The 23,086-nt window shown below is 69.6% G+C and carries 22 protein-coding genes; 11 read left to right on the top strand and 11 right to left on the bottom strand.

The window, feature by feature from the left end:
- Window positions 1-27: 27 nt before the first annotated feature.
- On the top strand, window positions 28-654 hold the full coding sequence (locus ACZ7L5_RS32205; protein ID WP_471521149.1) for a glyoxalase: 627 nt from the start codon (window positions 28-30) through the stop codon (window positions 652-654).
- Window positions 655-858: 204 nt separating this feature from the next.
- Here ACZ7L5_RS32205 and ACZ7L5_RS32210 read toward each other — a convergent pair whose 3' ends face one another.
- From ACZ7L5_RS32210 to ACZ7L5_RS32220, 3 genes are read right to left on the bottom strand one after another with little or no spacing between them, the layout of a single operon-like run.
- Entirely contained in the window at window positions 859-1,185 is a 327-nt protein-coding gene (locus ACZ7L5_RS32210; protein WP_471521151.1) for a hypothetical protein, read from the bottom strand.
- A complete protein-coding gene (locus ACZ7L5_RS32215; RefSeq protein ID WP_471521153.1) occupies window positions 1,182-2,156 on the bottom strand; it encodes an amidohydrolase family protein in 975 nt (324 codons plus the stop codon). Before ACZ7L5_RS32215 ends, ACZ7L5_RS32210 begins: the two co-directional genes overlap by 4 nt.
- A 29-nt stretch (window positions 2,157-2,185) precedes the next feature.
- Window positions 2,186-2,761 carry a hypothetical protein gene (locus tag ACZ7L5_RS32220; protein ID WP_471521155.1) on the bottom strand — a complete coding sequence of 192 codons (576 nt, stop codon included), beginning with the start codon at window positions 2,759-2,761 and terminating at the stop codon, window positions 2,186-2,188.
- Between the two features lie 209 nt (window positions 2,762-2,970).
- Here ACZ7L5_RS32220 and ACZ7L5_RS32225 point away from each other — a divergent pair, with 209 nt between their 5' ends.
- From ACZ7L5_RS32225 to ACZ7L5_RS32235, 3 genes are read left to right on the top strand one after another with little or no spacing between them, the layout of a single operon-like run.
- Window positions 2,971-4,329, top strand: coding sequence for a lectin (locus ACZ7L5_RS32225; RefSeq protein ID WP_471521156.1), 1,359 nt, complete (start codon window positions 2,971-2,973; stop codon window positions 4,327-4,329).
- A gap of 57 nt (window positions 4,330-4,386) precedes the next feature.
- A complete protein-coding gene (locus ACZ7L5_RS32230; RefSeq protein ID WP_471521159.1) occupies window positions 4,387-5,529 on the top strand; it encodes a glycoside hydrolase family 19 protein in 1,143 nt (380 codons plus the stop codon).
- Window positions 5,530-5,542: 13 nt separating this feature from the next.
- The gene (locus ACZ7L5_RS32235; protein WP_471521161.1) at window positions 5,543-6,310 is read left to right on the top strand and encodes an NPP1 family protein; all 768 of its coding nucleotides are present in this window, start codon (window positions 5,543-5,545) and stop codon (window positions 6,308-6,310) included.
- A gap of 64 nt (window positions 6,311-6,374) precedes the next feature.
- Here the strand turns inward: ACZ7L5_RS32235 and ACZ7L5_RS32240 are convergent, their stop codons facing one another.
- From ACZ7L5_RS32240 to ACZ7L5_RS32250, 3 genes are all read right to left on the bottom strand, one after another.
- Window positions 6,375-7,730, bottom strand: a complete 1,356-nt coding sequence (locus ACZ7L5_RS32240) for an MFS transporter (protein WP_471521163.1) — start codon at window positions 7,728-7,730, stop codon at window positions 6,375-6,377.
- 69 nt (window positions 7,731-7,799) lie between these two features.
- Entirely contained in the window at window positions 7,800-9,275 is a 1,476-nt protein-coding gene (locus ACZ7L5_RS32245) for an NAD-dependent succinate-semialdehyde dehydrogenase (RefSeq protein ID WP_471521165.1), read from the bottom strand.
- Between the two features lie 177 nt (window positions 9,276-9,452).
- On the bottom strand, window positions 9,453-10,250 hold the full coding sequence (locus ACZ7L5_RS32250) for an IclR family transcriptional regulator (RefSeq protein WP_328883997.1): 798 nt from the start codon (window positions 10,248-10,250) through the stop codon (window positions 9,453-9,455).
- 221 nt (window positions 10,251-10,471) lie between these two features.
- Here ACZ7L5_RS32250 and fae point away from each other — a divergent pair, with 221 nt between their 5' ends.
- From fae to ACZ7L5_RS32275, 5 genes are all read left to right on the top strand, one after another.
- Entirely contained in the window at window positions 10,472-11,011 is a 540-nt protein-coding gene (gene fae / locus ACZ7L5_RS32255; protein ID WP_471521167.1) for a formaldehyde-activating enzyme, read from the top strand.
- Window positions 11,008-12,120 (top strand): mandelate racemase/muconate lactonizing enzyme family protein, encoded by a 1,113-nt coding sequence (locus ACZ7L5_RS32260; protein ID WP_471521169.1) that lies wholly within the window; start codon window positions 11,008-11,010, stop codon window positions 12,118-12,120. The genes fae and ACZ7L5_RS32260 overlap by 4 nt, the downstream gene beginning before the upstream one ends.
- Entirely contained in the window at window positions 12,117-13,637 is a 1,521-nt protein-coding gene (locus ACZ7L5_RS32265; protein ID WP_471521171.1) for an aldehyde dehydrogenase, read from the top strand. Before ACZ7L5_RS32260 ends, ACZ7L5_RS32265 begins: the two co-directional genes overlap by 4 nt.
- An 80-nt stretch (window positions 13,638-13,717) precedes the next feature.
- Window positions 13,718-14,656, top strand: coding sequence for an NAD(P)-dependent oxidoreductase (locus tag ACZ7L5_RS32270; protein WP_471521173.1), 939 nt, complete (start codon window positions 13,718-13,720; stop codon window positions 14,654-14,656).
- Between the two features lie 143 nt (window positions 14,657-14,799).
- A complete protein-coding gene (locus ACZ7L5_RS32275; RefSeq protein ID WP_471521174.1) occupies window positions 14,800-15,960 on the top strand; it encodes an iron-containing alcohol dehydrogenase family protein in 1,161 nt (386 codons plus the stop codon).
- A gap of 10 nt (window positions 15,961-15,970) precedes the next feature.
- Here the strand turns inward: ACZ7L5_RS32275 and rph are convergent, their stop codons facing one another.
- The 5 genes from rph to ACZ7L5_RS32300 all read right to left on the bottom strand — a co-directional run bounded on the left by rph (window position 15,971) and on the right by ACZ7L5_RS32300 (window position 21,511).
- The gene (rph, locus tag ACZ7L5_RS32280) at window positions 15,971-18,601 is read right to left on the bottom strand and encodes a rifamycin-inactivating phosphotransferase (RefSeq protein ID WP_471521175.1); all 2,631 of its coding nucleotides are present in this window, start codon (window positions 18,599-18,601) and stop codon (window positions 15,971-15,973) included.
- A 242-nt stretch (window positions 18,602-18,843) separates the two neighbouring features.
- Window positions 18,844-19,455, bottom strand: coding sequence for a 3'-5' exonuclease (locus tag ACZ7L5_RS32285; RefSeq protein WP_471521176.1), 612 nt, complete (start codon window positions 19,453-19,455; stop codon window positions 18,844-18,846).
- A 441-nt stretch (window positions 19,456-19,896) separates the two neighbouring features.
- Window positions 19,897-20,346 carry an SRPBCC family protein gene (locus ACZ7L5_RS32290; protein ID WP_471521178.1) on the bottom strand — a complete coding sequence of 150 codons (450 nt, stop codon included), beginning with the start codon at window positions 20,344-20,346 and terminating at the stop codon, window positions 19,897-19,899.
- Complete coding sequence (locus ACZ7L5_RS32295) at window positions 20,322-20,849, bottom strand: alpha/beta fold hydrolase (RefSeq protein WP_471521180.1); 528 nt, start codon at window positions 20,847-20,849, stop codon at window positions 20,322-20,324. Before ACZ7L5_RS32295 ends, ACZ7L5_RS32290 begins: the two co-directional genes overlap by 25 nt.
- A gap of 161 nt (window positions 20,850-21,010) precedes the next feature.
- Entirely contained in the window at window positions 21,011-21,511 is a 501-nt protein-coding gene (locus ACZ7L5_RS32300; RefSeq protein WP_471521181.1) for a DinB family protein, read from the bottom strand.
- Between the two features lie 236 nt (window positions 21,512-21,747).
- Here ACZ7L5_RS32300 and ACZ7L5_RS32305 point away from each other — a divergent pair, with 236 nt between their 5' ends.
- Together ACZ7L5_RS32305 and ACZ7L5_RS32310 are read left to right on the top strand one after the other, a co-directional pair.
- A complete protein-coding gene (locus ACZ7L5_RS32305; protein WP_471521183.1) occupies window positions 21,748-22,356 on the top strand; it encodes a helix-turn-helix domain-containing protein in 609 nt (202 codons plus the stop codon).
- A gap of 80 nt (window positions 22,357-22,436) precedes the next feature.
- Window positions 22,437-23,003, top strand: coding sequence for a DUF6817 domain-containing protein (locus tag ACZ7L5_RS32310; protein ID WP_471521185.1), 567 nt, complete (start codon window positions 22,437-22,439; stop codon window positions 23,001-23,003).
- Window positions 23,004-23,086: the final 83 nt, after the last annotated feature.

Genomic DNA, 23,086 nt, shown 5'->3' on the forward strand with positions numbered 1-23,086 from the left:
TGGCCGGCCCTGACTAGCGTCATACCCATGACTTCCATCGAATTCGTCACCCTCGAGGTGGCCGACACCGCCGCCGCCAGGAGCTTCTACGCCACCGCCTTCGGGCTCGGCAGCCAGGTACGCCTGGAGGCATCCGAGGCACCGACGACCGGTTTCCGCGGATTCACGCTGTCGCTGGTGGTGTCCCAGCCGGGCAACGTCAACGCCCTCGTCGACGCCGCCGTGGCAGCCGGCGCCACGACGCTGAAGCCCGCCGCCAAGTCGCTCTGGGGTTACGGGGGCGTCGTACAGGCTCCGGACGGGACGGTCTGGCAGATCGCGTCGTCGTCGAAGAAGGACACCGGCCCGGCCACCCGGGAGATCGACGAGATCGTGCTCCTGCTCGGCGTCGAGGACGTGAAGGCCAGCAAGCAGTTCTACGTCGATCACGGCCTCGCCGTCGCGAAGAGCTTCGGTGGCAAGTACGTCGAGTTCGCCAGCGGCTCGGGCCCGGTCAAGCTGGGCCTCTACAAGCGCCGTGGTCTGGCCAAGGTCGCCGGCGTTTCGCCCGACGGCACGGGATCGCACCGGCTCGCGATCGGCAGCGACGCCGGGGCCTTCACCGACCCGGACGGCTTCGCGTGGACGACCGCCTCGGAGACCGCCTCGCTGTGAACCGGCGACGCAGGGCGGCGGACACGGTTGTCGCAGGCGCGGCCACCATGGTGCGCGCGCCGGCTGTCGCCGTGGCCGCACGGTCCATCACGCAGCGGTGACAGCGGCGGGCATTGCTACGGGTGGGACCGCTGAGCAGGGCTGAAGGTTGTAGCTCGCAGTGGACCCCCCGAGTGCCGGAGGCGCCCCGACCCCATACCACCTTCAGTGGGCGAACTCGGGCGCCTGATAGGGGGCCCACCAACTGGTAAGGGCCCAGATCCCCAGGGCGGCCGCGGCGACGGCGGCCGCGGCGGCGAGCCACGGGCGGTGGAACCGGCGCAAGGTGAGCAGCCAGAAGGTGAGCGGCACCAGGGCGCCGCCCGCGGCGACCAGCGGCAGGTCGATGTAGAGGACACTGAGGTCCCTGTGGAGCCCCTCGAAGCCGCCTTCCACATTGACCCGTGCCAGTGGGGCCCAGGCCAGCAGCGCCGCCACGGCACCCACACCGGCCACAAGGAAACCGGCGAGGCCCTTGATCTCTTCCCTCATGTCAGGTTCGGACGCCGCAGCCCCGCGGGCAGTTCCAGTCCGAAGAGCTGTGCCGCGTTGTCGTGGCACACGGCTCGCAGCCACGCGTCTCCGAGTCCCAGCCGCTCCAGAGCCTGGAGTTGGTGGATGTACGGGTAGGGGATGTTCGGGAAGTCGGAGCCGAGCAGGATGCGGTCGCCGAGGCCGGCCAGCCGGGGGAGGGCACGGTGCGGGAACGGCGTGAGCTGTTCGGCGAAGTCGGTGAACGCCATCGTCGTGTCCAGCCGCACCTCCTCGTACTGCTCGGCGAGGCCGAGGAACTCCTCGTACTCGGGCATCCCGAGGTGCGCGATGATCAGCCGCAGCCGGGGGTGCCGTGCCAGAACCCGTGCGATCGGGCCGGGCCCGGTGTGTTTCCCGGGCGCCGGCCCGGAGCCGCAGTGGATCACGATCGGAATGCGCGCTTCGGCGAGCAGCCCCCACGCCGGCTCGAGCAGTTCGTCGGCCGGATCGTACGCACCCACCTGCACGTGCGCCTTGAAGACGCGCGCACCCGCCTCGACGGCATCGCGGACGTAGGCTTCGACGCCCGGTTCGGGGTGAAGGGTCGCGGTGTGCAGACAGTCGGGGGTGCGGCGGGCGAAGTCGGCCGCCCAGCCGTTCAGCCACCGGGCCATGCCGGGCTTGTGCGGGTAGAGCATCGCGGTGAAGGCACCTACGCCGAACTCACGGAGGACGGTGGTTCGTTCGGCCTCCTCCTTGCGGTACGTGATCGGCCATTCGACTCCGCCGGTCAGCGGCCCCAGGGCGTCGAAGTAGTCCCACACCTTGCGCAGGACGCGTTCGGGCATGAAGTGCGTGTGGACGTCGACCAGTCCGGGAAGACCGAGCCGGCTCCAGAAGCGGCGGACTGCGGCGGCCTCCCCGCCGGTGACATGAGCGGCGGGGCCGGGCTCGGCGGAATCGGCAGGGTGGCCAGGTCCAGGTGCCATGCGGTGACCCTTCGAGATCGCGGTCGGCTTCAGCGCAAGGGGGCTTCGAACACGATGCCCAGGTGTCGTAGGAGGCCGCCCCGCTGTTCGGCTGTGGCCAGGACCATGTAGTCGTCGCCGAGGTCCGCGCCTTCCTGCTCGACGCAGCGGAACTCCCGAGGGTCGTCGGGTGGGCTGAGCGCTTCGATGGCCGCCTGCGCCGCTCCCATGTCGAGATAGTCGTTCGACTCCTGCTCGATGCCGAAGGAGAGAGGCCGGCCGTTGCATTCGAAGTGCATCGTTCCCAGGCCGCAGTCCTCGTCGTCCGGGTCGCTCTTGTCGAAGCGGTAGTTGGAGACGGCGACGCTGCCGCCGGTGAGGGCTGCGGCCTCGTTGAGGAGCCATTGGTAGTGCTCGTCGGCGAAGTCGACGTCGTCGGAGTGGATGGACACGGCCACGCCGAAGCCTTCGAGGGCGTCGGCGACTTCGTGGCGTCGTTCCATCGGCTCGGTCGCGTAGTCGGAGGCCTCGTCCAGGACTGTCCGGGCCTGCTCGTCGGTGATCATGCCGAGATCGGTGAGGACCTCGGCAATCCGCGCATAGGTGATCGGCTGGGTGTTCGCCATGCGTGCATCCTGTCAGCTGCCTGTGGGGAGGTGCGGAGGCGGCCGATCGGTGGCTCCAAGTTGCTTCTCTCACGGCTTACTTCATGTCTTGACGAAAATGGTCCATACCTTTAGGTTCACGGGTCAGCCAGGCACCGTGCGACGCACTCACCGTTCACGAGGTGAATGCGCATCGGTTGTTCACACCCCCCACGAAGGGCTCCGCGCGTATGCCCAGATCTCTCCCCGCAGCCTGCTCACTCACCGTGCTCTGCCTCGCCACCGGCCTGCTCACCGCGTCGCCCGCGCAGGCCGCCACCGGCACCGTCACCGGCCTCGCCGGCAAGTGCCTCGACGTCGCCGGAGCCAACTCCGCCAACGGCACCGCCGTACAGCTCTACGACTGCAACGGCACCGCGGCCCAGCAGTGGACGGTCGGCAGCGATGGCACCCTTCGCGCCCTCGGCAAGTGCCTTGACATCACCGGAAGTTCCACCGCGGACGGGGCCAAGGTGCAGCTGTGGAGCTGTACCGGCGCCGCCAATCAGAAGTGGTCGGTCTCGTCCGCACGTGACATCGTCAACCCGCACGCGAACAAGTGCCTGGACGTCACCGGCAACAACGCCGCCAACGGCACCCGCATCCAGATCTGGAGCTGCGGCGGCGGCGCCAACCAGAAGTGGAACGCACCCGCCCCCGGCGACGGCACCAACCCCTCCGCGCCGATGGCCGTGGCGCCCTACCTCTACAACGGCTGGGGAAGCCCGCCGAACCCCACCACCGTCACCAACGCCACCGGCGTCAAGTACTTCACCCTCGCCTTCGTCCTCAGCAACGGCTACTGCAACCCCCAGTGGGACGGCGGCCGTGCGCTGACCGGCGGAGTCGACCAGCAGACGATCAACACCGTGCGGGCGAACGGCGGTGACGTCATCCCGTCCTTCGGCGGCTGGAGCGGCAACAAGCTGGAGAGTTCCTGCTCCACCGCGAGCGAGCTGGCCGCCGCCTACCAGAAGGTCATCAGCACCTACGGGCTCAAGGCCATCGACATCGACATCGAAGCCGAGGCCTACAGCAACCCGACCGTGCAACAGCGCACCGTCGACGCCCTGAAGACCGTCAAGGCCAACAACTCCGGCCTGAAGGTCTACGTCACCATCGGCACCGGCCAGAACGGCCCCGACACGAGCCTGATCAACCGGGCGGCGAACTCGGCGCTGACCGTGGACGGCTGGACCATCATGCCGTTCAACTTCGAGGGCGCCGGTCAGAACATGGGCAACCTCTCCGTGCAGGCGGCCGAGGGCCTGAAGAACTCGCTGAAGAGCGCGTACGGCTACACCGACGACCAGGCCTACCGGTCCATGGGCATCTCGTCCATGAACGGCATCACCGACCAGAACGAGACCGTCACGGTCAACGACTTCCGCACCATGCTCGCCTACGCCCAGCAACACCACCTGGCGCGGCTGACCTTCTGGTCGGCCAACCGCGACCGCCCGTGCACCGGCGGCCCCGCCGACAGCTGCTCCGGCGTGAACCAGTCCGATTGGGACTTCACCCGCGTGTTCGCCGGCTACACCGGCTGATCCAGCCGCCCCCGCCGGCTCTTGGCCCCTCAGCGCACCGAAGGAGCGTCCTCGACCATGCCTCTTCCCCACCACAGACAGTCCGGTACCAGACGCGGTCCCGTCGGCCGGTTCGCGGTCTTCGCCGTACTCTCCGCCGTTCTCACCACGCTGTTCACCGTGACGCCCGCCCAGGCGGCCGACGGCACGATCACCGGACTCGCCGGCAAGTGCGTCGACGTGGCGGGCGCAAGCAACGCCAACGGCACCGCCGTACAGCTCTACGACTGCAACGGAACGGGCGCCCAGATCTGGGCCAACCAGGGGGACGGAACCCTGCGCGCGCTCGGCAAGTGCCTCGACGTCGTCGACCGCGGTACCGCGGACGGCGCGGCGGTCCAGCTGTGGGACTGCTCGGGTGGCGCCAACCAGCAGTGGGTGGTCACCGCGGCCCGCGACATCGTGAATCCGGCTGCGAACAAGTGCCTCGACGTCCGGGAGAACAACAGCGCCAACGGCACCCGGCTGCAGATCTGGAGCTGCACCGGCGCCCCCAACCAGAAGTGGAACGCGCCGGCGAGCGGTGGCGGCGGCAACCCGTCCGGGTTCGTCGTGAGTGAGTCGCAGTTCAACCAGATGTTCCCGAACCGGAATTCGTTCTACACGTACAGCGGCCTGACCGCCGCGCTCAGCGCCTACCCGGGCTTCGCCAACACCGGCAGCGACACGGTGAAGAAGCAGGAGGCCGCCGCGTTCCTCGCCAACGTCAACCACGAGACCGGCGGCCTCGTCCACGTCGTGGAGCAGAACACCGCCAACTACCCCCACTACTGCGACCGGAGCCGGCCGTACGGCTGTCCCGCGGGCCAGGACGCCTACTACGGCCGCGGTCCCATCCAGCTCAGCTGGAACTTCAACTACAAGGCCGCCGGTGACGCGCTCGGCATCGATCTGCTGAACAACCCCTGGCGGGTGCAGAACGAGTCGGCCGTCGCCTGGAAGACCGGCCTGTGGTACTGGAACACCCAGTCCGGCCCCGGCACCATGACCCCCCACAACGCCATGGTGAACCAGGCCGGCTTCGGCCAGACGATCCGCAGCATCAACGGCTCCCTGGAGTGCGACGGCAAGAACCCGGCGCAGGTCCAGAGCCGCGTCGACGCCTACAACCGGTTCACCTCGACCCTCGGCGTCACACCGGGCGGCAACCTCTACTGCTGAGCCGGGAGCCGTGATGCGCAAGCTGAGATCCCTTGCCAAGGTCGCCCTCGGCGCCCTCGGCGCGATGACGCTCGTCGTGGCCCTCCCGGCGAGCGCCCACGCCAACGTCCTGACCCTGCTGCCGCAGAACGCCGACGGTCTGGAGCAGACGTTCTCCCCGGCCTACGACTACGACGGCGACGGCTGCTACGCCACGGCCGCCATCGGCGCCGACGGGACCCTCAACCCGGGTCTCAAGCTCGGCGGCGACGTCAACGGCAACTGCCACGACTACGCGCAGCTGGCGAACGCCAACACCTACTCGCGCGCGAAGTGCAACAACGGCTGGTGCGCGGTGATGTACGCGAGCTACTTCGAGAAGGACCAGATCACCCTCGGTCCGGCGGCCCTCGGGCACACCCACGACTGGGAACACGTCATCGTGTGGATCAGCGACAACCAGGCCGAGTACGTGTCGGTGTCACAGCACAACACCTACCAGCCGGCGGCCCGTTCGGCGATCCGCTTCGACGGCACCCACCCGAAGATCGTGTACCACAAGGACGGCGTCTCCAGTCACTGCTTCCGGTTCGCCGACACCAACGACGAACCGGCGGAGAACGCCACCGGCACCTGGTTCTTCCCGCGCTTGGTGGGCTGGGAGGGCTATCCGGCCGGGTACCGCGGCAAGCTCATGAGCGCCGACTTCGGCCCGGCCACGATCAAGATCGACGACGGCGACTTCCAGTGGGCTCTCAACTACGCGAAGCCCTCCGGGATTCCCTTCGATGCCTACGCGTGACGCTCGACAGTGCACGGCCCCGCAGGCGATCGCCCGCGGGGCCGTGCACTGTGGTGTGCGGTGGCTATGCCCCGCGTGCTTTGCGTGCCGCCCGCGCGAGGTCCATGTCGGTCGTCTCCGGGGCCAGGAACTGCGAGACCAGACCACCGACGGCCAGCACACCCGCACCGATGAGGAGCACGAACTCCGCCCCGAACCGCTCCAGTCCCATCGGCAGCAGGAAGGTGCCGATGGCCGCGCCCACCCGGCTCATCGCCGTGGCGAAACCGACGCCCGTGGTGCGCAGGGCGGTCGGGAAGACCTCCAGCGGATAGACGGCGGTCAGTGCGCTCGAAGCGGCGTTGAGGAAGATGAAGAACAGGAACCCGCCGACGATGACCGGCGTCGATGTCGGCCACAACGCGACCAGGGCCAGACAGCCGGCGGTGATCCAGAACGGCGGGATGAGCAGCCTGCGCCGGCCTATCCGGTCGACGACGAGGCAGCCCGCCGTCACACCGGCGACAGCGGTGAAGGAGTAGACGAGCAGCGCCGCGACCGCGTTGTCGCCCATGTTGAGGGCCTCGAAGACCTGGGTCCAGAACGTGCCGATGGCGAAGTACGGCAGCACCAGTGCAGCCCAGAAGACGCTCGCGAACACCGTGCTGCGCAGGTGCCGGCGATGGAACAGCGCACCGAACCCCTCCTTCGCGGGCGCGTCACGCTCCTCGAGTTCGGCGTCGACGTCGACCTCGATGCCGTACTTCTCGATCAACGCCTCCGCTTCCTCGCGGCGTCCCTTGCTCAGCAGCCAGCGTGCCGACTCCGGTATGCCGCCGCGCAGTGCCACGCACACCACGGCGATGACCGCGCTGCTGGCCAGGGACCAGCGCCAGCCGCCGTCGACCTCGGCGAAGAGGGCGCCGACGACCGTCGCCAGCGCGTAGCCGACGTACCAGCTGATCTCCAGGCTGGCCAGCAGTCGGCCGCGGCCCTGGCGAGGCGCGTACTCGGACAGCAGCGGTGCGCCGATCGCGTACTCGCCGCCGATCGCGACGCCCATCAGCAGGCGGATCAGGAAGAGTTGGAGTCCGTCGGCGACGAAGAACTGCAGGACCGAACCGACCAGGAAGATCAGCATGTCGACGAGGAACACGGGGCGCCGGCCGAACCGGTCCGCGAGCCGTCCGAAGAGGGGGCCGCCGATGAAGATGCCGATCAGCGGGGAAGCCCCGACCAGTCCCTGCATGAGCGGCGAGAGGTGGAGGTCGGCGGTGAGCGCGGCCATCGCCATGCCGATGCCGCCGATGATGTAGCCGTCGATGCCCTGCCCGATCTGAGTGGCGAGCTTCAACTTGGTGTGCAGACGGCGGCGTTCACGCGTGAAGTCGGGAACTGCCGGGGTGCTGGGCTGTTTCTGGGTCGCAGGCGTCATTGCCATGGGCGGTCCTTGTCCTGAGCGGCGTGAGCCGAGGGGGAGGGCAGGAGGGGGAGCGGGGGAGTGCCGTGATCAGAGCGGCCAGTCGAGAGCGATGTACTGCGTCTCCAGGAAGGCCTCGATGCCCTCGCGGCCGCCTTCCCGGCCGAGACCGGACTGCTTGACACCGCCGAACGGGGCCGCGGGGTCGGACAGCAGGCCGCGGTTGACGCCGACCATGCCCGCCTCGAGGCGTTCGGCGATCCGCAGCGCGCGGCCGACGTCGCGGGAGTAGACGTACGAGGCGAGACCGTGCACCGTCGCGTTGGCGCGCGCCAGCATCTCGTCCTCGTCGGTGAATGTGGTGAGGGGCGCCACCGGTCCGAAGACCTCCTCGTGCAGGATGCGGGCGTCGTCGGGCACGTCGACGAGGACGGTCGCCGGGTGGAAGTGGCCGGGCCCGTCGGGCGTAGTGCCCTGCGCCGCGATCTTCGCGCCGCGCCTGAGGGCGTCGTCGACGAGCGCGCGGATCTTGTCGACGGCGGTCCGGTTGATCATGGGGCCGAGGGTGACGCCGTCCTCCATGCCGGGGCCCGTCCGTACGGCGGCCATGGCGGCGCCGAACTTCTCGGTGAACTCGGCGGCGACCGACTCGTGGACGTAGAACCGGTTGGCGGCGATGCAGACTTCGCCGCCGCCGCGCATCTTGGCGTCCATCGCGCCGCTCACCGCCGCGTCGATGTCGGCGTCCTCGCACACGACGAAGGGGGCGTTGCCACCCAGCTCCATGGTCACGTTGACGACGTTCGCCGCAGCCTGCTCCAGGAGCAGCCTGCCGGTGGCGGTGGAGCCCGTGAACGAGAACTTGCGGACCCGCTCGTCGCCGAGCCAGGCCGAGACCACCTCGGGGGCACGGTCGGTCGGCAGGACGTTCAACAGCCCGTCGGGCAGGCCGGCTTCAGCCAGGAGGGCGGCGATGGCGAGGGCGGTGAGCGGGGTCTCCGGCGCGGGCTTGAGCAGGACGGGGCAGCCCGCCGCGAGCGCCGGGGCGATCTTCCGGGTGGCCATGGCGGCGGGGAAGTTCCAGGGCGTCACGAAGGCGGTGACGCCAACGGGGTGCTTGCGTACGACATGCCGGAAGCCGCCTGCCGGTGCGTCCGCGAAGGAGGAGCCGATCCGGACCGCTTCCTCGGCGAACCAGCGGAAGAACTCGGCGGCGTAGGCGACTTCGCCCGCCGCGTCACGGTACGCCTTGCCGTTCTCCAGCACGATGAGCCGGGCGAGGGTGTCCGAGTGCTCGCGCATCAGCGCGAAGGCGGCGTGCAGGATCTCCGATCGGCGCCGGGGCGGTGTCGTACGCCAGCCGGCCGCCGCCGACCGGGCCGCATCGATCGCCGCGCGGGCATCCTCGGGTCCCGCCGAGGAGACCTCGCGGACCAGGTCGCCGGTGGCCGGGTCGTGGACGGGGTAGGTCCGTCCGTCGGCGGCCGGGAGCCAGCGGCCGCCGAGGAACACATCGCCTTCGGCGAGCGGGGCCTTGGCCAGGAGGTCGATGCCGGCGAGGTTCATGAGCTGCTCTTTTCTCCGTTCCGGACGGGGGCTCGTCCGATGCGCGGTGAATTTACGAGGGCGTCATGGGGCCGACAAGACAACCTCGGCGGATCGCAACCGTGGTTGCTGTGAGGGCAACTCGCTCACCGGTCGTCCTGCGCGGGAGCACGGGCAGCGGTGACAGCGGTGGAGCCGTCAGGTCAGGCGGGCGCGCAGCTGGGGCGTGCGCCGGGGTTCCCAGCCCAGCAGCGACGACACCCGCCCCGCCGCCCGAGCCGTCGTACGCCCCGCCACGTCGAGGCGGTCGCCGAGCCGGGACTTGGGGGCGGAGATGTTGATGGCCGCGACCACCCGGCCGCGGAAGTCGCGCACCGGTGCCGACACCCCGACCAGGCCCTCCTCGAACTCCTCGCTCACCCGCGCGTAACCCAGCCGTCTGGCGTCCTGGATGAGGGCCCACAGCTCCTGCACCGGCATTTCACCGGTCGTGCCGAAGCGGACGTACAGCTCGTCCGGTGTCGCGTCGGCGAGCAGGACGCGCCCCGCGGACAGCCGCCAGGCGGGCACCCCGCGCCCCTCCCAGCCGTGGACGCGGAAGGAGTGCCCGGAGACCGACAGCAGGGTGAGGACCTCACGCTCGCTGAGCACACACAGGTGGCTGGTCTCCTCCAGGTCGGCCGACAGGGTGTGCATGACCGGCTCGGCCACCCGCACCAGGCGGCTCTCGGAAGTGCGGGCCACCAGGGAGAACAGCCGCCAGCCCAGCCGGTACTCCAGGGTGTCGGGGTCACGCTCGACGATGCCCTCGGCGGCGAGCGCCTTCAGGGCCCTGGAGACCTGCGTCTTCTCGCGGCCCACCAGCTGTGCGAGGCGTACGACGCCGAGCCCGCCGGCGTTCTGCGCCTCGTCGGACGCGAGCGCCTCCAGCAGGTCGATGTCGCGGCGCAGGCCATGTCCGCGGGAAGCCGAGGAAGAGTCGGTCACGCAGGTCATCGTATGCGGGCACGCAGCCCGAGGAACCTCCAGGTCAGGGAGGAAGTTGTCAGGAGAGCAACCGGCATTTCGATTCCCGCGACCGCCTTGCGAGGGGATGGCGGCCGACCTAGATTCGCCGCATCGAGCCGGATGAACTGCGAGGTATGCGAGCTTTGCGCTCACTCGCCGGGTCCACCGGCCCGCCACAGCTCCCCGCTCCCGGAGATCCAGGAGATCCCATGCCTTCGCCCTTTGCCCCGACCGCGCTCATCGGCGAGTCCTTCGTCGGTGAGGGCGCCAATGCCGCCCACACGAACGTCGTGATCGGACGCAAGGGCGGCCCCGTCGAGACCGCCTGGGCGACGGCACTGGCCACACCGAGCGCCGGGCACGTCCCGTTCATGACGGTCGTACGGCCGTCCGTCCCCGTGAAGCCGCTGACCCTGTTCGTGGCCAAGGCCGCCGCGGAGGGCGAGCTGCACCAGCGTGCCACCTGGGGTTCCGCCCAGGCCGGGCTGGCGCAGGGGATCTCGGACGCGGTCGACGCAGGGCTGATCCCCGCAGAGGAGGCCGACGATCTGCTGATCATCGCCGCGATGTGGATCAACCCCGCGGTCGACGACCTGGACGAGTCCTTCCGCAACCAGCGCGCCGCCGCCCACGACGCGATACGGGCCGCCGTGACCGGAACCCCCACCGTCTCCGACGTACAGGCTGCCGCCGAGCAGGGGCCGACGAACCCGTTCTACACGCCGACCGCCGAGGTGCTCGCCCGATGAAGATCACAGACATCACCCTGGACCGGCTGCGCCTCGAACTGGACCCGCCGTTCCGCGCCGCCTGGGACCCCGAGCCGCGCCGGCACTTCGACGCCACGATCGTCCGCGTCCACACCGACGAGGGCATCACCGGTATCGGCTCCGGCGACCTGATGGACGGCTTCGAGACATACAAGCACCTGTTCGTCGGCGAGGACCCCCTCGACATCACCCGGCACGTCAAGGCGATCGAGACCGCCAACTTCCACGGCGCCCACTACTGGCCCTTGGAAGCGGCCCTGTGGGACATCATCGGCAAGGTGCACGGCCGCCCGGTGTCGGAGCTCTTCGGCAACGCGGCGAAGCGACTGCCCGCATACGCCTCCTCGGGCGAGCTCAAGTCACCCGAGGAGCGTGTCGCCACGGCCCTGAAGGTGCGCGAGGCCGGCTTCCGCGCCATGAAGATCCGTATCGACCGCAACCGGATCGACGAGGGCGTAGCGGCGGTGCGTGCCGTGCGCGAGGAACTCGGGGCCGACTTCGAGATCATGGTCGACCTCAACCAGTCCTGGCGGATGGCCGGCGACACGGCGAACGCCTCCGACCTCGCGGGGACCCGCAAGACCATCGCCCGCCTCGCCGAGCTCGACGTGTTCTGGGTCGAGGAGCCACTGCCGTACGCGGACCTGAACGGCTTCAAGCGGCTGCGCGCCGAGAACCCGGGCGTCCGCATCGCCGCCGGCGAGATGCACCACTCGCCCAGCGAGCTGCTGCGCTACCTCGAAGAGGACGCCCTCGACATCTACCAGATGGACGTGGTGCTCGCGATCGGCATGCACCGCGCCCGCACGCTGGCCGAGCTGGCGCAGCTGAAGCACCGTCAGTTCACCCCGCACAGCTGGACCAACGGCATCGGCGTGCTCGCCAACCTGCACGTCGCGGCGGGCGTCGGCGGCGGGCCCTTCTTCGAGTTCCCCTACGACCCGCCCGGCTGGACCCCCGAGCGCCGCGACTTCATGCTCGCCGAGCCCGTCCGCGTGAACGCCGAGGGCGACCTCGAAATCCCGGACAGGCCCGGCCTCGGCGTCGAGCTGGACGAGGACGCGATCGACCGCTGGAGGATCAAGTGACTTACACGATCGACGAGTTGCTCAAGCGTTCGCACGACGAGTGGCTGACTGCGGCGAGCAAGCTCACCTTCGAGACACGCCCCTTCATCGACGGCGCCTTCACCGACGCCACCTCCGGCGACAGCTTCACCAGCGTCTCGCCACGCGACGGCGCCGTGCTCGCGGAAGTCCAGGCCGCCGGCATTGACGACGTCGACCGTGCGGTACGGTCCGCACGCGCCGCCTTCGAGGACGGCCGCTGGCGCGACCTGGCGCCGAGGGAACGCAAGAGTGTCCTGCTGCGCTGGGCCGACCTGATCCGGGCGAACGCCGAGGAACTGGCGCTGCTGGACACCCTGGAGATGGGCAAGCCCATCACCGAGTCGGTGCGCATCGACGTGGACAAGGCCGCCGAGACCATCGCCTGGTACGCCGAGGCCATCGACAAGACGTACGACGAGGTGGCCCCGACTGCTGGCGACGCGCTGGCGCTGATCACACGGGAGCCGCTGGGTGTCGTCGGCGCGGTCGTGCCGTGGAACTACGCGCTGCTGATCGCCAGTTGGAAGCTGGCACCGGCGCTCGCCACCGGCAACAGCCTCGTCCTCAAGCCCGCCGAGCAGACCTCCCTCGCAGCCCTGCGGCTGGCGTCACTGGCCACCGAGGCCGGGCTGCCCGACGGCGTGTTCAACGTGATCCCCGGGCGGGGCGAGGTCGCGGGGCAGGCCCTCGGCCGGCACCCCGAGGTCGACAAGATCGCCTTCACCGGCTCGGCCGAGGTCGCCCGGCTGTTCCAGGTGTACGCGGGCGAGTCCAACGGCAAGCAGGTCGCCGTGGAGGCGGGCGGCAAGTCGCCGCAGCTCGTGCTGGCCGACGCCGACATCGAGGCCGCCGCGTCCGCCGTGGCATGGGGGATCTTCTACAACGCGGGGCAGACCTGCAACGCGGGCTCCCGCGTCGTGGTCCACGCGTCGGTGAAGGACCAACTCCTGGACGCCGTCCAGCGGATCACCGCCGGCACCTTCCGCGTCGGGGACCCGCTCGACCCCGCCACCGTCATGGGGCCCATCGTCGACGAGGCCCAACTGGCCAAGATCCTCGGCTACATCGAGCGCGGCAGGACGGACGGGGCGCAGGTACTCCTCGGCGGGGGACGCACCCTCACCGAGACCGGCGGCACCTTCGTCGAGCCGACCGTGCTCGACGGCGTGGCGAACACGTCCGCCGTCGGCCAGGAGGAGATCTTCGGCCCGGTCCTCGCCGTCGTGTCGTACGACGGTGACACAGACGAGGGCGTACGGCTCGCGAACCAGAGCGACTTCGGGCTCGTCGCCTCCGTCTGGACCCGGGACGTCACGGTCGCCCACCGCACCGCCAAGCGACTGCGGGCCGGCACGGTCTGGATCAACACCTTCGACGCCAGCGACGTCATCACCCCCTTCGGCGGCTTCAAGGCCACCGGCGCGGGACGCGACAAGTCCCTGCACGCGCTGGACGCGTACACGGCACTCAAGACGACCTGGATCAACCTGGCCTGACCGGGCCGCCACCTCACTCCACCCCGTCACCTGCACACTTTTCACCTGCACACCCCTACAGAGCTGTAGCGAGGACAACGATGAGGATCGGTTTCATCGGACTGGGCAACATGGGAAGCCACATGGCCCGCCACCTGATCCACGCGGGCCACCTGGTCACCGTGCACGACACCCGGCCCGAGGCCGCCGCCGAGCACATGGCGCTCGGTGCGCGCTGGGCCGACACCCCGGCGGCATGCGCCGCCGATGCCGAACTGCTCGTCACGATGCTGCCGAATCCGCGCATCGTCGAGGACGTGCTGCTGCGCGGCGGCGCCGCCGAGGCGCTGCCCGAAGGCGCCCTGTGGATCGACATGTCGACCTCCACGCCGGCCGCCGCCGACCGGGTCGCCGCCGAGGTGCTCGACCGACGCGGCGTACGCCGCCTTGACGCCCCCGTCAGCGGCATGGCACGCGGCGCCGAAGCCGGGCGGCTGCAGATCTTCGTCGGCGGGACCGCGGACGACTTCCGCATGTGCCTGCCGGTGCTCGAAGCCATGGGCGACCCCGACAAGGTGCTCCACGTCGGCCCGCTCGGCGCCGGCTACACGGTCAAGCTGATGATCAACCTGCTGTGGTTCAGCCACCTCGTCGCCACGTCCGAGGTGCTGGCCATGGGCGTGAAGGCGGGCGTGGACCTCGGCGTGCTGCGCAGTTCGCTGCTCGCCAGCCCGGCCGCCTCGAACTTCCTCGAGAACGACATCCTGTGCGTCCTCGCCGACGGCGACTACGACGACTCCTTCGCCATGGCCCTCGCCTGCAAGGACCTCGGACTCGCCATCGACCTCGGCCGCGACGTCGGCGTCTCCACGGAACTGTCCGCGCTCGTGGAGCAGATCTTCCGCCGCGCCAAGGCGCACCACGGAGACCTGGCCGGCGAGATGAGCCCCGTCCGCCTCTACGAGGCCCTGGCCGGAGCGGACTTCCGCCTCCCGAACCCGGCCGCCGCCCGCGACGACGCGGCGCTGAGCTCTGTGTGATCCGCTGGATCCGTTCGCGTCCCGCCGGGCCGGTCAACATCCCGGCTCGGCGGGGCACGGTCCCCCTTCCCTCTCCCCTCTGAGTACCGTCCCTCTCCTTCCGAGCACCGCACGTCCCGCCGCGTCTTCAGGAGCCGAACGCCATGGGCGAGTCCCGCACCGACCAGCTGACCATCGACCCGACCTGCCGCATCGAGTTCGGCCCCGGCCGCATCGCACACCTCCCGGAGCTCGTCTCCTCCCTCGGCATGAGCCGCGCGTTCGTCGTCACCGACCGGGGTCTGCGGGCCGCCGGCATCGTTGACCAGGTGCTCAAGGTCCTGGACAGGGGGGGCGTGGAGCACGGCGTGTACGACGGCGTCGGCGCCAACCCGTCCACCGGCAACGTCGACGAGGGCGCCGCCCGGGCGCGCGCCTTCGGTCCGTCGGTCGTCGTCGCCCTCGGCGGGGGCTCCGTCCTCGACGCGGCCAAGGGCATCTCGCTCCTGGTCGGTAACACCGACGCTGCGGCCGCCGACGCGGACGCGCTGTGGGATGCGCTCGACGGCCTGCCGCTGATCGCGATCCCCACCACCTCGGGCACGGGCGCGGAGACCAACGGCTTCGGCGTCATCGAGGACGCCGCCGCCTGCCGCAAGGTGTACATCGGCCACCCCTCGGTCAAGCCCCGGATCGCGCTCCTCGACCCGGAGCTGACCCTCGGCCTGCCGGCCCGGATCACGGCCGCGACCGGCATCGACGCCCTGGTCCACGGCATCGAGTCGCTGGCCTCGCGAAGCGCCAACCCGGTCTCGGCGGCGTACGCCACCCAGGCGGTGGCCATGGTCGGCCGCTGGCTGCCGGCCGCCCACCGCGACGGCTCGGACCTGGAGGCCCGCGCCCAGCTGATGCTCGGCGCCCACCTGGCGGGCCAGGCGCTGACCATCTCCGGCCTGGGCCTGGTCCATGGCATCGGCCACGCCCTCACCGCCCACACCGGCACCCCGCACGGCATCGCCCTCGCCGCCGTCCTGGAGGAGGTCCTGGAGTTCAGCGCCCCGGCGGCCCGGGACGCCTACGAGCAGACCGCCCGCGCGCTACGCCTTCCCCCGCCCGTCGACGGCGACTGGGCCCGCGCCGCGATCGACGCCGTACGCGAGATCTCCGGCGCGCTCGACATCAAGCAGCCCCTGCGCGACCTCGGCGTCCGCCCGGACATGCTGCGCCCGATCGCCTCCGGCGCCCTGGCCGACGCGGTGACCCGCAACGCACCGCGGCAGCCGACGGAGGGGGAGATCGTGGGGATCCTCGAAGCGGTGCTCTAGCCTCGGGCCTTCACGAAGGGCGTGGTCCGGCCGGTGACGGAGAAAGGATCTCGACGTACCCGTCGGTTCCGTGCACGCGGATCCGCTGCCCGTCCCGGATCAGCCGGGTGGCCTGCTCCACGCCCACGACGGCCGGCAGGCCGTACTCGCGGGCGATGACCGCGCCATGGGTCATCAGGCCGCCCACCTCCGTCACCAGGCCCGCGATGCCGACGAACAGCGGCGACCAGCTGGGGTCCGTGAACGGCGTGACCAGGATGTCGCCCGCTTCGAGATCGGCGTCCGCCATGTCCAGGACGACGCGGGCCCTCCCCTCGACGGTCCCGGCGGACACCGGCACGCCGACCAGGGCGCCGGCCGGCACGCCGTCGCGCCGGTACGCACCGGTGACGGCCTCACCATCCGATGTGAGCACCCGGGGCGGTGTGAGCGCGTGGTACGACCGGAACGCGTCCTTGCGCTGCTGGATGAGCGGGCCATCCACCTGGTGCGAGCGCACGACGTCGTGGAGTTCCTGGAACGTGAGGTAGAAGATGTCCTCCTTCTCAGGAAGCACGCCGGCCGCCACGAGGCGCTCGGCCTCCGCCAACAGGGCCTGCTTGTAGACGAAGTAGCGGCTGATGATGTCGTACTTGGGGTACTCCCGGTATCCGATGAAGGCCCGGACCCGGTCGATCATCCGCTTGGCCTCGTCGGCCTTCCCGTCCCCGTCCGGCAGCGCCCGCAGGCGTGACAGTACGTCCTGTTCCTTCTTCTGCGCCTTCTGCCGCCCCTGCTCGAAGCGCCGTTCGGCGGCGCCCGGCTCGAAGTTCCTGACATGGTCGAGGATCACGGGCACGAGCGTGCTGGGGCGCTCGCGCCACCTCGGCCTCGTGATGTCGATCTCGCCGACGCAGCGCATGCCGTACCGGTCGAGGTAGGCCTCGATGGCGTCGCGCGCTTCGGTCCCGCCCGCCGGCTTCGCCAACTCGTCCAGGAAGCCGTCGTCCTCGACACCCTGCAGGAACGCCACCACCTCCGCATGCGGGCGGATCACATCGGCGACGTCGAGCAGGGCCAGTCCCATCTCCGACGTGACGTTGTCGGGGGCGGACAGCGTGAGCGTGTCAGCCGCGTTCTTCTCGCCCAGCCACTCCCGCAGCTTGTCGTTGAGCCACCACGTGGCCTCCATCCCCGCCATGATCGCCCGGATGTTCAGCGGATCACCGAGGACGCGCTTGTGCTCCTCGAACGCCTCCACCAGGAAGTCGAACAGCGCCGGTCCGGTCTTCGTCCGGATGTCGCGCTCCAGAGCGGCGACGGACTCCTGGCTGCGCTCGATCAGCTCGGTGACGATGGCCGGGTCCGGGTCGGTCCCCTTCGGAGCGGGTGCACCGCCGGCCGGCGGCCGGCCGGGATCCGCGTCCGGGACCGACGGGACGAAGCCGTCGCGGTCGAGGACCGTCTCCAGAGCGTCCCTGATCAGCGGATCGCCCTTACCCATCGCGTCCAGGAGGGCGGCGCGGCTCGCGGGCGCGGCAAGGCGCCGGGTGACGTCGACGAACAGCCTCCCGCCGGCCTCGCGCATCGGCACCATGGCCGTCAACTGCCACATGGAGAGCCCCAGGGGCTTCATGGGGTCGGTCATCATCTGCCCGTGGCCGACGGAGACATAGACGTGATTCTCCTGGTCGTCGGTCGTCGGGATGGGGAACAGCGTCGTGATCGGCCGGCTCTGAACGATCTGGAAGTCGTCATCGGCCAGGCACCATTCGATGTCCTGCGGGCGGCCGAAGTGCGCCTCGATCCGCCGGCCGAGCTCCACGAGCCGCACGACCTGCTCATCCGTCAGCGCCGGCTGCGCCTGCCGCTGCGTGTCGATCGCCACTTCCTGCGTACCGCCGGCCGGCAGGGCGTGAACGGCACGCTGCTTGGCGGCGATCGCCTTGGCGACGACTTCGCCGTGCCGCACCTTGAAGACGTCCGGGTTCACCAGGCCGGAGACCAGAGCCTCGCCGAGGCCGAAGCCGGCGTCCACGGTGGCGACCTTCCGGTTGCCCGTTACGGGGTCGGCCGTGAACAGGATGCCGGCCGCATGCGGGAAGACCATCCGCTGCACGACCACGGCCATGAGGACCGTACGGTGGTCGATGCCGTTCCGCTGGCGGTAGGTCACGGCCCGCTCGGTGAACAGAGAGGCCCAGCACCGGCTGACGTGCTGGAGGATCGCCGCCGGCCCTACGACATTCAGGTACGTGTCCTGCTGGCCGGCGAAGGAGGCCGTCGGCAGGTCCTCCGCTGTCGCGCTGGACCGGACGGCGTAGGCGGCGTGCTCCCCGAGCCGGCCGAGCGCCCGGGTGATCGCCGCCGCGAGATCGCCCGGGATGGCGATCCCTTCGACGGTCCGACGAATCTGCGCGCTGAGCGTGCGGATCGCCTCCCGGTCGTCCGGGTCCAGGCGCGACAACTGCTCGATCAGACCGTCGACCGACGGCGCTTCCGCCATGATCCGCCGGAAGGCGTCCGTCGTCACGCAGAAGCCACCCGGCACACTGATGCCCTCGATCCGCGACAGCCCGCCCAGATGCGCACCCTTGCCGCCGACGACCGCGACCTGCGTCTCGTCGACCTCGTGCAGATCCAACACGTACTGCTCAATCACTTCGCTACCAACTTTGCCGTCGACAACAACACACGCACGCCGTGCCCCCGTTTCCGCAGGTTGTGGCATCGGCCGACGATTCTGCGCCCTGACCCGGGTCTTGCGGCAAGCCCCCCGGCGCGCTATAAGTTGAGAGTGGCAAGGAGACATCTCTCCTTGCCTTTTCCGTTTGGCCCTCGAATCGAGCAGACACACCGGCCGGCCGCCTCCCCCCGGGACTCAGGACTCCTGAACGATCGCGGCTAGCCGTTGTAAGGACGCCGCAGACACCCGTCGGGCAGGGCGGCGCCGGTGCTGCACAGGTGTTCAAGGGCGGCGGCGAAGGAATAGCAGTCGAAAAGTGCGGAGTGCTCTTCACCGGCTGCGGGCTTCGGGAGACCGAGCACCTGCCACAGGCGTCCCACGTTGACCGTCGTCGTCTCCGGCGCGAGAATATTCAGCCACGGTCGGATATTCAGGAAATGGGCAGCGAGGTACCCATTCTTGACCTCTTCGCCTCGCGCTCGCGCCCAGCCCACGTTCTCCCCGAGAACCACCATGTCGTTCCCGTAGGAGAGCACCGACTCGCCCCGGCAGAACCCCAGGAACTCGCCCAGTGCCTCTGACGGAGAAATCGCCTCTCGATCCAGCGTGTCCTGGTCGATGCCGGTGAGATCAGTGAAGTACGCGGAAAGCCGGGGGTTGGCCATGGGCTGCACCAACGCCTCGAACTCCTCGACGACGGAACAGTCCTCGCGCAGGCGCAGCGCACCGATCTGCACGATCTCGCGAAGCTGACCGGTCGCGCCCCAGTCCTGCTCAAGTGCCCCCGGCCATGACGTGAACTCAAGGTCGAACACAACGAACGTGGACACAACGAGTCTCCCTCTGGCGTGAGTCGCCGTCAGATTACCTCGGCGATGACAGGCCTCCATTGACATGGGGAGGGTTTCCCGCCACAGCAACTTTCGGTGGTCGTAACGGAGTCGGCATATTTTGTTAGTGGCCCGTACCGCTTTCATTTCCTTGTGTGCCGGTCGCCTCTGTCGCCCCCGAGCGGGCGACCTGTGAATCCGAAAATTCGGCGAGCGTGCGGAAGTCGTCCTGACGGAGACCGATTCGGGGGTCGACGTGGGCCGCCGGACCGAGAGTCCTCCAGGTCCCCCGGGCCGCCGCTGTCCTGGGGCACCCTGAGTGTGATGTAGCCGTGGGGGCGCTTCTCTGGTTTGGCCGCATAGGGGTTGAGTGGCCCGTCCACATCCAGGAACAGCAGTGGTCGGTACACGATCTCTCCCTTGCCGGTAACACCGTAGGCATCACTGAGTCGGCTTCAACCCCTCTGCGTAGCGGGCCAGGCCTTCCGCCATTCCCTGCATGAACTTCTGGAGGTAGCGCGGCATGAGCCAGCCCAACAGTCTGCTCGTCTCGTACGTGCCGTACCAGTGGATAACCGTGCCTGACGTCGCCGTCGGCGTCAGCTCGATGCGCGCGTGATAGTTGCGCATCGACGAATTGAACGCGTCTTCGTAGGCCAGGAGGCGTTGCTCGACCTTCTCGGTCAGCCGCTCCCCGGTGACGGCGCGTCCCGTCCGGAAAGCGCGGACGGCGCCGACGCCGTCGTCGCCGTCGGGGTCGAGGCCGACCGACCGGGTCGTGTCCAGACTGTCCACCTTGGACCAAAGCGGCCAACTTGCCGCGTCGACCAGCAGCTTCCACACGATTTCCGGCGAGGCACTGGTAGTCACGGTGACGTCGTATTTGTGCATGGTGGAGGACTCCTGTCAGTGGATACGGGCGGCGTCCCGGCTTGTCGAGGGCGCGGTAGAGCTCGAAGCCGTCCGACAGCACTTTTGCCGGCTGTGGGTTCGCGCGTACTCGTTGATCTCGGCGCCGTGAACGGCGACCGGGCAGAGGTGCCGCCGAACGCCGTGCCACGGAACGAGACCTGGGGATAGAACAGTGCCAGGTACTTGCGGACATCGTCGCCCACGACGGCCTCGGGGGCCCGTCGCTGGGGGTGAGAGGCGATGTGCCAGCTCAGTGAGCGGTAGGTGGGTGTATGGCTCGCGGACCTGGGCAGCGGCAGGTCCAGATATCCGTCGTAGCCACTGGGCGAGCCGGTGCTGTCACCCAGTCCCGGAAGTTCGACGGCGTAGACGGTGTGGTGCCTGGCGAGTTCCGGCATGATCGGCCACCAGCCGTACCAGGTCTGGGGCCAACCGTGCAGCAGCACGACCGGCGCTCCGCTGCCGCCGGTCACGTAGTGCATACGCACGCCGTCGACGTCGGTGAACGCGTGTCGGAAGGTGCCTGCGAACCGGGGTGAGCAGGAGGGTGAGCACGACGGTCGCCGCTGTGCGCGCGGATCGGAGGAAGCGGCGCGGCGACGGCGGGTGCACTGATCATGGGTTTTGTTCTGGAGAAGGTGGATCAGCGGCCGGTCGTGCCGTCGATGAGTTCGCGGAGGATGTCCGCGTGGCCCGCGTGTCGGCCGGTCTCCTCGATCATGTGGGTGAGTGCCCAGCGGATGCTGGGAGCGGGGCGGTCCGGCTGCGGCCGGGGGACCGGTGCGCCGAGATCGGTGCACGCGTCGAGAACGTCGTTCGCGCGCTTGACCGCGTCTCGGTAGCGGGCGACGACATCGGCCACGCTGTCCGCCGGTGCGGCTCGGAACGTCGCGTGCCAGTCGGTGACGTCCTCCCCGAGGAACATCGAGCGCTCCACGAAGGTCAGGTGGTTCAGCAGTCCGAGCAGGTTCGTGCCCGACGGCACTGCGGCTGTTCGCACTTGCGGCTCTGGAGCGCCGTCGACCTTCGCGGCGATCGAGGTGCGGAGGTAGGTGAGGAATCCGCGCAGAACCTCGGACTCGTTGCTTCCGGTCCGGGGCGGCGGGGTGTCGCGGCGGCGGTTGCCGCGCTTGGTGCTGGGCACCGTGGTCTCCCTTCCTGGGGCAGGTCCATACCCACGGCGACTTCCCGCGGGCTCGGGTGGCAGATGTCGGATCCTGGTTCCACGACCACGACCACGACCACGACCACGATCTCGATCATGACCACGTCCATCGCGCGGCCGAGCCGTAACGTGTCGTGTCCTGTCGGAATGCACTCAGTCTTGCCACGCACCCCACGACCTGGCACGAAATCTTGCGGTTACGGCAAGATGGCCTGATGGACCGCAAGACGGACGACGACGTGCTTGACGGTGTGGGGCCGCGCCTTCGTACGCTGCGTCGTGCCCGGGGCATCACCCTCGCCGAACTCGCGGCGACGACCGGCGTCTCGGAGAGCACTCTGTCCCGGCTGGAGAGCGGGCAGCGCCGGCCGAGCCTGGAATTGCTGCTGCCGCTGGCCCGCACGTATGACGTCCCGTTGGACGAACTCGTCGGCGCCCCGCGCACCGGCGACCCCCGGATCCACCTCAAGCCGATCAGCCGTTTTGGGATGACGTTCGTGCCCCTGTCCCGGCGGCCGGGCGGGGTGCACGCGTTCAAGATGATCATCCCGGCCTCACCGGAACCGCTCGAACCGACCCCGCAGACCCACGAAGGCTTCGAATGGCTCTACGTGCTCAACGGACGCCTGCGGCTCGTGATCGGCGAGCGCGACCTGACGCTGCCGCCCGGTGAGGCAGCAGAGTTCGACACGTCCTTGCCCCACTGGCTGGGCAGCGCCGACGGCGGCGCGGTTGAGCTTCTCATCCTGTTCGGCCTGCAAGGGGTCCGTGCACACGTACGCACCGACCCTCATCGATCGCCGCAGGCGGGGAACCGGCGATGAACCACCGATGAGCGGCGCGCCGAGAGGCGCAGCGACGCCGACGGCCGAGACCGCCACACCGGTGAGAGGACATCCGAACCATGGCATCAGCCAGGCAACGGCCGCTGACCGGACAGGGCCAGGCGGCTGTCGAGGCTTTTCTGCTGGACCGGGGAGCCGCCGGGATGCCTCATCCCGGCGGCACCTTGCTGGAGCATCTGCAGCGCGTTCAGCGGTTGTTGGCCGATTGGGGAGCCGATCCCGCCGTCCGGGCAGCGGGTCTGTGCCATGCGACGTACGGAACCGACGGTTTCGCACCGACCCTGCTTCCCCTCACCTACCGGGCGACGCTCGTCGCGCTGATCGGCGAACGGGCGGAGGCGTTGGTGTACCTGTACGCCAGCTGCGACCGCGCCACCGTCCATCCCCGTCTCGACGGCACCGCCGCAGTCGCCTTCCGAGACCGTTTCACCAGCCGTGACCACAGTCCGACGCCCGACGGCCTGCGGGCGTTTCTCGAGATCACGGCAGCCAACGAACTCGATGTACTGGCACACACCGCGGAACTGGCCGAGCAGCACGGACCCGGGCTCTACGACCTCCTCAAACGGACCGGCCCATTGCTGTCGCCTGCCGCGCAGGACGCCGTCGCCGGGCAGTTGGCATAGGACACTGCGCCGGCGGGGTGGCGGAGTCGGTGTCCCGCCCCAACTCCGGTGGCCGCCAGACCCGAACGCGACCTCCCGGCTCA

This window comes from Streptomyces sp. NPDC107528, from assembly GCF_055639295.1.